The following is a 12,355-nucleotide window of genomic DNA, read 5'->3' on the forward strand; positions in this document are numbered from 1 at the left end:
GATGCGGGGTTGTGCACGGGCCGGGACCAATCCATGCATAGTGGTATACTGCAAGAATGGATGCGCAGATTTCACGTCGCGGTCGGCTGGTCACGGTGGCGCTCGGCGGGCTGGTGTGCGCCGCCCTGCTGGGCGGCGTCGTGTCGCCCGCGTGGGCGGCGGAGCCGGGCGACGGCGGCGGCTCGTCGTGGCCCGTGGGCGGCTTCGCCCTGGGCGACGAGGTCGAGGGGCTGATCGACGAACGATCGGGCGCGCTCTCGTTCGTGCTGCCGGCCGGCTCGCTCGGGTTGTCGTGGGATGCGCGGGCGGCGGCGGTGGACCGGCACGGGTTCGGTCACGGCTGGACGGTGGCCGGGGCCGGCTTCGTCGACACCGAGGGCGGCGTGCGGGTCTTTCCCGCGAGCGGTGGTGTGTTCCCCGCCGTGTCGAGCGTGCCGTCGGGGTTGTCGGGGTATGCGCTCGAGGATTTGCGGTTCGAGCAGGTGCCGGGGGTGGTGCCGGCCCGCGCGGACGGGCTGGCTGGCGAGCGCGCGTACGCGTTCCGGCTGATCGAGCTGGGCGGCACGGTGTCGTACTTCGATGCCGCGGGCGACCCGGTCATGCGGATGGACCCGTTCGGCAACCGAACGGACTGGAGCTGGACCGGCGACGGCTCGCACCAGCTGACCGGGGTGGTCTCGGACGTCGGAGTGGTGACGTCGCTGGACTGGTCAGACCCGGCCCGGGTGGAGGTCTCGACCCGCGCCGGCGCCGGGCCTGCGTCGGTGACGACGGTCGAGCTCGACGGCGGCCGGGTGACCGCGGTGGTGGATGCGGGCGGTGGCCGCACGCGCGTCGCATACACGGTCGCGGGTCTCGTGCGGCGACTGGAGGGCGTGTCGGGGGCGTCGACCGAGGTGGCATGGCAGCAGCTTCCGGATGCCTCGGTCGCGGTGGATCGGGTCCGGGTGGTCGATCCGGGCACCGGCGCGGTGCTGAGCGAGCGGGCATGGGAGCCGGCGGTCGGGCTGGCGTCGGGGTGGCCGGCGGTTCAGGATGCCTCGATGGGCGCGTCGGCAGCCGGTGCCGCCGCACGCGCCGGCGCGTATTCGACGTCGGTGTCCGACGGTGTGACGCGCATCGTGTCGGAGTACTCGGAGCGGCAGGTGCTGACCGGTCGCAAGGTCATCGCGGGCGGCGCGTCGGGCGAGCGCGTGCTGCAGGAGCAGGCGTTCGAGTACCCGGGCGACGAGGGCGACGGGCTGCCGCCGCAGGCCGACCGGCCGTCGCGCGTGGCCGTCACGCACTGGAACGAGGCCGGCGCGGCGCGCACGGCCGAGGAGGGGTTCGTGGTCGACGAGCTCGGCCGGGTCGTGGAGCAGACCGCGGCCGACGGCACGGTCACCGAGACGCACTACGACCTCGAGCCGGGCGAGCACGGCATTCCGGTCGGGCTGCCGCTGACCGAGCGCGTGACCACCTCCGACGGGCTGGTGTCGGAGTCCCGGTACACCCTGAACGATGCCGGGACTGCGGTCGTCGCCGCAGAGACCTGGACGGGTTCGACCGATGAGCCGGAGCTGGTGCGGGTCGCCAGGACCGAGTTCGACGTGGCCGGCGATGGGTTCGTCACGGCCGAACGCGTGTTCCCGCAGGGCGGGGCCGGCGAGCCGACGGTGACGCTGCACGAGAAGTCCGTCGACCCCGCGACGGGTGAGCTGACGCTCGCGAAGACCGTCGCCGCCGGCACGGAGCTCGCCGCGACCACGACCACCGTGACGGACCTCCGGCTCGGGCAGCCGGTCGCCGTCACCGACGTGGTGGGCAACACGACGACGACCGGGTACGACGAGCTCGGGCGGCCGGTGCGTCAACCCGGCGTCGCCGAGGCATCCGCCGTGGCGCTGGTCGGCGACGTCACCCACCAGCCGTTCGGGTACGCCGGCGAATACACCAACCCGACCGGCACCCAGCACCTGCAGGTGCGCAGCTACGACCCCGAGACCCGCCGGTTCCAGCAGTTCGACCTCGCCGACGAGCACAACCCGTACTGGTTCGGCAACGCCAACCCGGTCACCTTCGTCGACCCCACCGGCCGATCGGGCATGCCCGACTGGGGCCTGTACGTGCTGACCGGCGTCGGCCTCGCGCTGTCCGTCTTCGGCCTCTTCGCCGCGGCCGGCGCGGCCGGCGCGGCGATGGCCGGCGCCGGAAGCTGGGCGGCCGTGCTCACCGGCACCAAGGTCACACTCGCGGCCACGGCCGCGGCCGCCGTCGTCGACGTCGGGCTCGCCGGAGCGCTCGCGGTCGACGAGTTCGCGATGAACATCTTCAACGACGAGGTCGCACTGATCCTCGGCATCACGACCGCCGCGCTGGGCGTTGCTGCCGGGGCAGTCGCGATCGGCAACAGACTCGCGCCCGCCAGGAACTGGACGGAGGCGCTGCAGAAGGACTGGAGCGACTCCAAGCTCACCGGGTGGTCGCTGGCCCACGGCAACTCGGGCCGCGAGCTGCACTGGGTGGGGACGGGAAGGACCAGGGAGGGCGGAATTGAGTTCGCGCGGTTCACGATCGTCAAGAACGGGAATGGAGACCTCAAGGTCGGCACCCCGGGGGAGCAGCTCATGCCGTTCAACGGCCGGGCGTTCGACGTCATCTCCATGAGCGATGCACCGCTCCAAGAGCGGAAATTCAACATCATGAACCCGCGATACGGCGTCGATGCGCACGAGCCGCAGTACCTCGACCAGGGCATTGACTGGACGACGCTGCAGACGCTCATGGACAAGCACAACGTGCACGTCTTCCGTCTCTCTCTCGACCAGAGGGTGTTCACCATGGACGAAGGTTTCAGCCGCCCAGAGGTGTGGTACCGGGACCCCCCGTCGAGCGTTGCAGCGGTCTCCGACCGTGTCCCGAAGAACGTCCGTGCCCCGAACAAGTACGAGGATTGACGTCGATGCGATGAGCGGTCGTTCAACCCCACGGCGCAGCGCGGTCTCTGCGGTACTCGGCGCGCTCGTCTGCGCCGCCCTGCTGGGCGGCGTGGTATCGCCCGCGTGGGCGGCGGAGCCGGGCGTCGGTGACGGCTCGTCGTGGCCCATGGGCGGGTTCGCGGTGGGCGACGGGGTCGAGGCGCTCGTCGACGAGCGTTCGGGTGCGGTCTCGTTCGCGTTGGCGGCCGGTGGCATGTCGCTGGGGTGGGATGCCCGCCTGGCGGGCGTGGACCGGCACGGGTTCGGTAGGGGATGGTCGGTCGCGGGCATCGGGTTCGTCGACGTCGTGGGTGGCGTGCGCGTGTTCCCGGCGAGCGGCGGGGTCTACCCGGTCGACGCGAGCGTGCCATCAGGGCTGTCAGGCTATGCGCTGAAGGATCTGCGGTTCGAGCACGTGCCGGGCGTGCTGCCGGCCCGCGCGGACGGGTTGGCCGGCGAGCGGGCGTACGCGTTCCGGCTGATCGAGCTGGGCGGCACCGTGTCGTACTTCGACGCCGCGGGCGATCCGGTCGCCCGGATCGATGCGTTCGGCAATCGCGCCGATTGGCAGTGGGCGCCCGGTGGTTCGCACCAGCTGACCACCGTCGTCACCGACGTGGGCGTGGTGACCGCATTGGACTGGTCGGATCCGGCCAGGGTCGAGGTGTCCACGCGCGCCGGGTCCGGGCCGGCAACGGTCTCGGTCGTCGAGCTGGACGGCGGCCGGGTCGCTGGCGTCGTGGATGCGGCGGGCGCTCGCACCCTGGTGGGCTACACGGCGGCCGGACTGGTGTCGCGCCTGAGCGTGGCCACGGGTGCGGTGACGGAGGTCTCGTGGCAGCCGCTCGCCGACGGCTCGGTCGCGGCGGACCGGGTGCGGATCGTCGACCCGCGCACGGGTGAGGTGTTCAGCGAGCGGGTCTGGGAGCCTGCGGCCGGGTCGGCGTCGGGGTGGCCGGCCGTGCACGACGCGCAGGCCGGCGCGGCGGCAGCCGCGGGCGAAGCGGTGTTCTCGACGGTCGTCTCCGACGGGGTGACCCGGATCGTGTCGGAGTACTCCGATCGGCAGACCCTGAGGGGGCGGAAGGTCGTGGCATCGGATGCCTCGGGCGAGCGCGTGCTGCAGGAGCAGTCGTTCGAGTATCCGAACGACGATGGCGGCGGGCTGCCGGCCCACTCGGACCGGCCCGGGCGCGCCGTGTTCACGCACTGGAACGTGGAGGGCGGGTCGCGGGTGCGCGGCCACGACGGCACGAGCTATGCGTACGACGCGCAGAACCGGCTCGTGGCCGAGACGACCGCGACCGGGGAAACCATCAGCAGCGGGTACTGGGCGACCGGGCAGCGTCGGCAGCTCACCGCGCTCGACCCCGCCACCGGGGCCGAGCGAGAGACCCGGTTCACCTGGGACGGGACTGCGCTGCTCATGGAGACGCATACCACCGACGCCACGGGCGCGGGCGCGGGCGCGGGCGAGACGAGCAGGACCGCCGCCTCCTACCTGTCCGGACTGATGCGGCACGCGCGCACCACCACGAAAGCCGCCGAGGCGGCCACCGCGTATTACGGGCACGACCGGCACGGCAATGTCACCGAACTCACCGACTCCCGCGGCGCCGTGAGCGCGAGATACGGCTACGACGATTACGGCGCGAGCCTGCCGCAGCCCGGTGACGCCGGAGCTCAGGCGTCCGCGGCAGCGCTGGTCGGCGATGCCGCTCACCAACCCTTCGGCTACGCGGGCGAGTACACCAACCCGACCGGCACCCAGCACCTGCAGGTCCGCAGTTACGACCCCGGCACCCGCCGATTCCAGCAGCTCGACCTCGCCGATCAGCACAACCCGTACTGGTACGGCAATGCCAACCCCATCACCCACATCGACCCCAGCGGGCAGACCGCGAAGCTGGACTGGCTGGCGCCGACGCTCGCGGGCATCGGGCTCGCGCTGTCGCTCATCGGTGTGGGTGCGGCTGCGTACGCCGCCGGTGCCGCCACTGCGGCGGCGATCATGGCGGCAGGCAACTGGGGAACCGTCGCGCTCGGAACCAAGCTCGCGCTGGGGGCGACCTTCGCACTCGCCGCGGCCGACACGACGCTCACCACCGTGCTCGCGGTCGACGAACTCGCCACCGACATCGTCGACGACGACCTCGCGCTCACCCTCGGCATCGTCGGGGGCGTGCTCGGCGCCGGAGGCCTGGCCCTCGGCTTCCTGAGCAAGGTGAGGAGCGCGAAACCGGTTGCCACAGCAGCGACGGGTGCCGGGAGCGGCGAAGCGAGCTCGGGCACGCGGCTCCTCGAGCCCGAGGGTGGGAACTCCCTCGTGACGTCGTCCCAGCCCATCTCGTCGTCCCAGCCCATCTCGCGGCAGCAACCCGTTCGGACCATCGTCGTCCCGCCGAAACCAGTACGGGAGGAACCGCCGGAGTTCGTCGAGAGGTTGCGGCAGCAGGGGCACGGGTTCTCGAAAGACCTGACCGGGCTCGAGTCGTACCAGACGCGGAAGTTCGAGCTCGAATTCCACATGTGGTTCTCGGGCAGGATGCTCGATTGGGTGCGGGACGCCATGGTCTTCGCTCAGTGGTGTGCTCGAAAATGGATCGGCTACCAGATCCCGCTCCTCGAGCACCACGTCGTGACCGTCGTACGACTGGACAAAGCGATGATGCTGCGAACTGCCAGGGGGAACCTCGCGACCACGCGCATCCATTTCCTGGTCTACCGTGCCGCAAGTACGAGCGAAGGCCAGTACGCCGATCGTCTGTACCTGACCGACCACGTATGGCCACGCGTTCAAATGCTCTCCCACTGGGCGGGCGACAAGAAATACTATTACAAGGGAGCGTGCTCCTTGCAGCACAAGAAGTACTGGTGACTGCGCCTCACGCTCCCGGCGCACGCCCCTTCCACGGGTCGTAGTCGATCTCGAGCGGCGCCTGCTCGGGGCGATCGGCCTCGGGTACGTGTTCGAGGTTCACGCGAACCCGATACCAGAGCGAGCTCGAGCCGCGCATACCGTCGACGAGCACGTCGGCCGGTCGTAGATGCTCCACGACGCCGCCGTGCCGAGCCTTCCAGCGTTCGAACCCCGCGAGCGCCTCGTCCTTCGTCTCGGCACGCGCGATCTCGATGACGGGCAGCTCGCGCTCGTCGCGCTCGACCGGTCCGAGGTCGGCCGCGAGTGCGAGCAGCGAGTCGAGCCCGCCGGCCGCGTCGTCGATGCCCGTCATGGGGTCGCCGAGCTCGGCGAAGCGGTCGAGCACGGTCGCGACCGTGAACTCCTCGGGGCGGCGGAGCCGCAGTTCGTCCCAGCCGAGCGGGGTCGACACGCGCGCGTCGGGCCGCGGACGCACCGAGTAGGCCGAGGCCACGGTGCGGTCCTTCGCGTTCTGGTTGAAGTCGACGAAGACGCGTTCGCCACGCTGCTCCTTCCACCAGCGTGCCGTCGCGAGGTCGGGTGCCCGGGTCGCGACCTCGCGCGCGATCGTCTCCGCCGCGAGCCGCACGTCGGGGAACTCCCAGCGCGGCTCGAGCCTGACGAGCAGATGGATGCCCCGTGAGCCCGACGTCTTCGGCCAGCCCACGAGCCCGTGGTCGGCGAGGACCTCGCGCACCACGAACGCCACGTCGACGAGCTGCGCCCACTCGACGCCCGGCATGGGGTCGAGGTCGACGCGCAGCTCGTCGGGGTGGTCGAGGTCGGATGCTTGAACCGGGTGCGGGTTCAGGTCGATGCATCCGAGGTTCACGACCCACGCGAGCGCCGCCGCGTCCCGCACGACGACCTCTTCGGCCGACGTGCCCCGCGCGTAGTGCAGCGTGGCGGTGTCGATCCAGTCGGGACGCTTGTCGGGGGCGCGCTTCTGGAAGAACGCCTCCTTGTCGATGCCCTTCACGAAGCGCTTGAGCACCATCGGCCGGCCGCCCGCGCCGCGCAGCGCGCCGTCGGCCACCGCGAGGTAGTAGCGGATGAGATCGAGCTTCGTCAGCCCCGGCTCGGGGAACACCACCTTGTCGGGGTGGCTCACGCGCACCTCGCGGCCGCCGACCTCCAGCGTTTCGGACTCCCGCGCCGCGCTCACGCGCCCACCCTACGCCCGGGCCGCGAGCCGGCGCGAGGTCCATCGGTCGACGAGCACCCACGGGTCGTCGACGCCCGCGCTGAGCTCGGCGGTCAGCGCGAGCAGCTCGTCGTGCAGCCGGAACCACTCGGTGCGCGGGAACCGGTGCGCCGCGAACTGCGCATGCCGGCGTCGCTCGACGAGCCGGTCGCCGCGCTCGAACGCCAGCACCTCCTCGACCGGGAGAGCGGAGAGCCGGCGCCGCGCGTTGCCCGTCGTGCCGATCTTCACCTGATCGCGCCAGCGCACGTAGTAGACGACGTCGACACGGAGGTCGCCGAGTGCGAGCAGCTCGGCGTCGGGCACGTCGCCTGCGCGCCACTCGCAGCGCGCACAGATCCAGCCGGAGGGGTAGCGCACGCCGACCCGATGCCCGCACGCGACGCACGCCGCCGGCAGCAGATCGGTGACACCGACCGCCCGTTCGACCCAGTCGTGCGCCGCCGCGAGGTGCAGCCCGCACAGCGGCACCGGTGCGCCCGGCTCCGCCGGCCGCCCGCACGGTCCGCCTGCCGGGCCCGCGCCGACACACCCCTCACCCACAGCGGCACCCTACGCCGCACCACCGACGAGGCATCCGCCCGCTCGTGTCGCCCATGTCGACCCCGTCCGCCGGAGGCCCCGGCCCGCAGCGCGACATGGCGTCGCGGGGTCGCGCGGGTGCACCTCGTGCTCCGGGTGATGCGGGCGTTTGCGCGACACGGCGGCCGGGGCATCCGTGCCTCGTTGGATGACGCCAGATGACCTCGAATCTCGCCGTATGACCGCGCATCAACCCGTGTGACGGCGCCGGTCGCGCCCCGAGCGACGCATTCGTAACGTCGCCTGAGGGAGGTTCCGCGCATGTCTCGACTCATCATCGGCGCCATGGTGCGCACCGTGGGCGCCTACCCGTCGGGATGGCGGGTCGACGGCGCGCACCGCGATCCGCGCGATGACGCCGCCGCGCTCCGACGCACGGCAGAGATCGCCGAGGCGGCACGCCTCGACTACCTCTTCTTCGGCGACTGGCTCGCGACCGGCCCCGAGCTCGAGCACCGCGAGCCGCATCTCGTCGCGCGCATCGACCCGCTCTCGGCGATCACCTACCTCTCCGCGCTCACGAGCCGCATCGGCCTCATCGCGACCGCGAACACGACCTACGCCGACCCGTACGCCCTCGCCAGGGCCACCGCCTCGATCGACCTGCTCTCGGGCGGCCGTGCCGGGCTGAACCTCGTCGCGGGCGCCGACCCCGAGTCCGACGCCAACCACGGGCGCGACGTTCGCGAGCCGGCCGACACGCGATACGACCGCGCCGCCGAGTTCGAGACCGTCCTGCGCCGACTCTGGGACTCCTTCGAGGACGACGCGATCGTGGCCGACGCCGAGACCGGGCGCTACCTCGACCCGCGCAAGCTGCACCCGACCCGGTTCCAGGGCGCGCACGTGCGCGTCGCCGGCCCGCTGAACGTCGCCCGCCCGGTGCAGGGCCACCTGCCGATCGTGCACTCGGGCACGTCGCCCCGGGCCCGCCTGTTCGCGGCCCGCAGCGCGGACGTCGCGCTGGTCGCCGTGCCGGGCATCGGCCGCGCGGCCGAGCTGCGCGAGGAGCTCCGAGCGCTCGCGTTCGAGTCCGGGCGCGACGACCGCACGCTCAAGGTCGTCGCGCCGGTGCTGCCGGTCGTCGGCGAGACCCGCGAGCACGCGCAGTCGATCGCGGATCGGCTCACCGAGCTGGTCACGGTCGCCGAGGACTGGCCGGATGCCCCGCCGCCGGGGTTCCCCTCGGAACGCTCGCTCGCACATCTCGCCGGGCTCGTCGGCATCGGCCTCGAGGGATTCCGGCCCGACGACCCGGTCTCGCCCGGCCTGCTGGCGGCATGCTCGCCGCTCGGCGTCGAGCTCGCGGCGCTCGTCGCCGAGCGCACCGGACGCGTCGTCGGCAGCGACGCACCCCCGACCTTCCGGCATCTCGTCGTGACCGCGACCGTGCACGCCTCCATGATCGTCGGGACGTCCGAGGAGATCGCGGCCGAGTTCGCGGCCTGGGCCGACGCCGGGGCCGTCGACGGGTTCAACGTGCTGTCGGCGACCCAGCCGGACCAGTTCGCGGCGTTCGCGACCGGAGTCGTCCCCGAGCTGCAGCGGCTCGGCGTCTTCCCGCGTGAGTACGAGGGCAGCACGCTGCGCGACCACCTCGGGCTCGAGCGGCCCGCGAACGTGCACAGCGCCTCGCGTCTGCTCGTGGAGTAGCGAGGGGTGCGAGTCCGCTCGTTCTGGGACTGTTGTGAACGCGGTCCGAATGGATAAGGTTCGAGACGGACAGAAGCGCTCCATTTCGTTCGCGTGCTTCGCGGTCCACGATCGGGAAGGGTGGGCCATGCGCGCACGGGTTCGGCGGATCACGACGGCGGTGTCGGCGGGGGCTGCGGCGGCGACCGCCGCAGCACTGCTCTGGGGCGGCGCGCCCGCGCTCGCCGACGAGGGCGGTGCGCCCGGGGCGGCCGCGGCCGTGGCATCCGTCCCCGTCTACGCCGGGGCCGTCCAGCACGAGGACGGATCGAGCATCTTCCTGCCGCTCGTCGACGTCGAGGTCGCCGGCAAGACACTGCGCATGATGCTCGACACGGGCTCGCAGGGCCTCGTCGTCTATCCCGGCGCGCTCGACGACGCACCGGGCGACCTGACCACGACCGACGCCGTCGCGGACCTGCACTACGACGGTGCCAACATCGACGGGTATATCGCCCTCGCCGACGTCACCGTCGGCGGGGTCACCTCGACCGCGCCGGTGTCGTTCGCGCTCGCCGACACCTGCGACCCCGCACGCTGCCTCGGCGGCGAAGGCGTCTACGGCATCATCGGCGTGAGCCAGGGCTACGACGACTACACCGCCTCCGACGGCACCGAGTACGTCTGGTACTCGCCGCTCGCGCAGCTGCCCGAGCCCGCCTCGCTCGGATACACCCTGCGATTCGACTCGCCCGGCACGACCGATGGCGAGCACATCGGCACGCTCGAGCTCGGCACCCCCACGCTCGCGGGCGAGGGCGTCACGACCTTCCACGCCGAGGCGACCGGCGCGCAGTACCCGAACGGGCAGGCGATCTACGCCAAAGAGGTGCGCATGTGCTGGACGATCGCGGGCGTCCCGGGCTGCCACGCCACGGTGCTCGACTCGGGCGAGTACTCGTCGGTGCTCCTCGGCAGCCAGTTCCAGCCCTTCGCGCGCCACGAGCCGAACCCGGCCCCCTGGCCGGGCGTGCCCACCGTGAGCTACTACGGGCCGCTGCAGCCCGGCACCGCGGTGGCGTTCGGCGCCCCCGACGCCGGCGAACCGTTCTGGACGCGAACCGTCGGCCCGGCCTATCGCGCCATGGGTCTCTTCGAGGACTCCACCGGCGCGCAGGGGTTCAACACCGGCAACCTCTTCTTCATCGGCCGCTCGGTCGGCTTCGACCGCACCGACGGCCGGATCTTCGTCGGGCCCGTCACCGGCCTGCCCGTGCACCCGGAGCGCGTCGAGGCATCCGCCGTCGACCGCCGCCTCTCGGTGGCCTGGCAGCCCTCGGCCGGCGACCACGCAGTCGAGTCGTACGTCGTGCGCCTGCGCACCGCGGAGGGCCGGACGGTCGCCGAGCAGACGGTGCCGGCCGACGCCCGCGCCACGACGTTCGAAGGCCTGCACGACGGTACGACCTACCGCGCCGACGTGGCGGCCGCGAACCCCAGGGGCGTCGGTGCCTGGACGACCTCGACCGACGTCCACATCGGGCCGCGGCACGGGCACGAGCACGAGCACGAGCACGCGCACCCCGCGCGACTGCCCGATACCGGGCCTGGCGCGGTCGGGGCGCTCGGGGCGATGGCGGCACTGCTCGCCGCGGGGGCCGTGCTCGTGCTCGGCGCCGCTGCGCGCCGCCGCTCGGTCCGCTAAGGCGCGAGCGAGCACGACTCGCTCGAGGCGAACCGGTGGCGAGACACACGCGCCCGCCGGGCGCGGAGGGCTGGAGTCGACCCCGACGGCACATCGGCGAATGCCAGGGGCCCTCGGGCCGTGGACCGGATCGGCCAACGTTCTCGTCGCGTCGGCCGAGTAGCGAGCGCCGGTGAGCGGCCCGTCGGCCGAGGCGTGAACGACGCGCGAACGAGAGATGTCCAGCCGTCCTCGATACGATGTCGAACCATGCGCTCTCGCCCCATCGCGTCCGTCGCCATCGCCGCCTCCGCCGTCGTCGCCCTCACCCTCACCGGCTGCGCCGTGAACGAGCAGGGCGACGCCGAGAGCGATCTCGCCGGAACGCTCGACGGCGCAGGGTCCTCGGCGCAGGGCGCCGCGCAGGACGCGTGGATCGCGGGCTTCCAACGCGCGAACGCGAGCGTGACCGTGAACTACGACCCCGCCGGCTCGGGAGCCGGTCGCGAGCAGTTCCTGGTCGGCGCGGTCGGCTTCGCGGGCAGCGACGCCGCGCTCAGCCTCGACGAGCTCGACGGTGAGCTCGTGCGCTGCGAGCCCGGCGCGGGCGCGGTCGATCTGCCCGTGTACCTCTCGCCCATCGTGCTCGCGTTCAACGTCGACGGGGTCGACGACCTCGCGCTCGATGCATCCGTCGTCGCCCGGATCTTCAGCGGCGAGCTGACCCGCTGGGACGACCCGGCGATCGCCGAACTCAACCCTGCCGCGGACCTGCCCGACGCGGCGATCACCGCGGTGCACCGCTCCGACGACTCGGGCACCACTGAGAACTTCACCGACTACCTCGCCGAGGCGGCCGGCTCCGACTGGCCGTGGCCGGCCGACGACGCCTTCCCCGGCCAGGGTGAAGCGGCGCAGGGCAACTCGGGAATCGCCGCGGTCATCCGCGACGGGCGCAACGTCATCGGATACCTGGACGCCTCGCGCGCGGCCGAGTTCGACGTCGCCGATCTCATCGTCGGCGGCGAGCCCGTGGCGCCGACCGCCGAGGCCGCCGCGGCGGCGGTCGACGGCTCGCCCATCGAGGCGGGCCGAGCCGACGACGACCTCGTCGTCGATCTCGCGCGCGACAGCACCGAGGCCGGGGTCTACCCGCTCGTGCTCGTGAGCTACCTCATCGCGTGCCGCACATACACCGACGCCGCGGAAGGCGAGCTCGTGCGGGCGTACCTCGAGTGGGTCGCGAGCGCGGAGGGGCAGGAGGCGGCGGCCCGCGACGCCGGCTCGGCGCCGATCTCGCCCCAGCTGCGCGAGCGCGTGCAGCAGGTCGTCGCCGGGATCTCCTGAGCGCTCCGGTCGCCGAGGCCCGTGTCTAC

Annotated in this window: 7 protein-coding genes; 5 read left to right on the top strand and 2 right to left on the bottom strand. The window is 72.4% G+C overall.

Features of this window, described 5'->3' with window-relative positions; translation table 11 throughout:
• The first annotated feature begins 56 nt into the window (after positions 1 to 56).
• Together QU602_RS02885 and QU602_RS02890 are read left to right on the top strand one after the other, a co-directional pair.
• On the top strand, positions 57 to 2,936 hold the full coding sequence (locus QU602_RS02885) for an RHS repeat-associated core domain-containing protein (protein ID WP_308798657.1): 2,880 nt from the start codon (positions 57 to 59) through the stop codon (positions 2,934 to 2,936).
• Between the two features lie 10 nt (positions 2,937 to 2,946).
• Positions 2,947 to 5,835, top strand: coding sequence for an RHS repeat-associated core domain-containing protein (locus QU602_RS02890; RefSeq protein ID WP_308798658.1), 2,889 nt, complete (start codon positions 2,947 to 2,949; stop codon positions 5,833 to 5,835).
• A gap of 7 nt (positions 5,836 to 5,842) precedes the next feature.
• Here QU602_RS02890 and ligD read toward each other — a convergent pair whose 3' ends face one another.
• Together ligD and QU602_RS02900 are read right to left on the bottom strand one after the other, a co-directional pair.
• Positions 5,843 to 7,042 (bottom strand): non-homologous end-joining DNA ligase, encoded by a 1,200-nt coding sequence (ligD, locus tag QU602_RS02895; RefSeq protein WP_308798659.1) that lies wholly within the window; start codon positions 7,040 to 7,042, stop codon positions 5,843 to 5,845.
• 9 nt (positions 7,043 to 7,051) lie between these two features.
• The gene (locus QU602_RS02900; protein WP_308798660.1) at positions 7,052 to 7,624 is read right to left on the bottom strand and encodes a GIY-YIG nuclease family protein; all 573 of its coding nucleotides are present in this window, start codon (positions 7,622 to 7,624) and stop codon (positions 7,052 to 7,054) included.
• A gap of 300 nt (positions 7,625 to 7,924) precedes the next feature.
• Here QU602_RS02900 and QU602_RS02905 point away from each other — a divergent pair, with 300 nt between their 5' ends.
• From QU602_RS02905 to pstS, 3 genes are all read left to right on the top strand, one after another.
• Positions 7,925 to 9,316, top strand: a complete 1,392-nt coding sequence (locus QU602_RS02905; RefSeq protein WP_308798661.1) for an NtaA/DmoA family FMN-dependent monooxygenase — start codon at positions 7,925 to 7,927, stop codon at positions 9,314 to 9,316.
• A 127-nt stretch (positions 9,317 to 9,443) separates the two neighbouring features.
• Positions 9,444 to 11,000 (top strand): fibronectin type III domain-containing protein, encoded by a 1,557-nt coding sequence (locus tag QU602_RS02910; RefSeq protein WP_308798662.1) that lies wholly within the window; start codon positions 9,444 to 9,446, stop codon positions 10,998 to 11,000.
• Positions 11,001 to 11,249: 249 nt separating this feature from the next.
• Positions 11,250 to 12,326, top strand: a complete 1,077-nt coding sequence (gene pstS / locus QU602_RS02915; RefSeq protein ID WP_308798663.1) for a phosphate ABC transporter substrate-binding protein PstS — start codon at positions 11,250 to 11,252, stop codon at positions 12,324 to 12,326.
• Positions 12,327 to 12,355 lie beyond the last annotated feature (29 nt).

The sequence above is a fragment of the Agromyces protaetiae genome, from assembly GCF_030866785.1.
Lineage (GTDB): Bacteria > Actinomycetota > Actinomycetes > Actinomycetales > Microbacteriaceae > Agromyces > Agromyces silvae.

Coding starts and splice junctions, on each gene's coding strand:
- QU602_RS02885 (WP_308798657.1), top strand. CDS start 57: ATGGATGCGCAGATTTCACGTCGCGGTCGGCTGGTCACGGTGGCGCTC.
- QU602_RS02890 (WP_308798658.1), top strand. CDS start 2,947: ATGAGCGGTCGTTCAACCCCACGGCGCAGCGCGGTCTCTGCGGTACTC.
- QU602_RS02905 (WP_308798661.1), top strand. CDS start 7,925: ATGTCTCGACTCATCATCGGCGCCATGGTGCGCACCGTGGGCGCCTAC.
- QU602_RS02910 (WP_308798662.1), top strand. CDS start 9,444: ATGCGCGCACGGGTTCGGCGGATCACGACGGCGGTGTCGGCGGGGGCT.
- pstS (WP_308798663.1), top strand. CDS start 11,250: ATGCGCTCTCGCCCCATCGCGTCCGTCGCCATCGCCGCCTCCGCCGTC.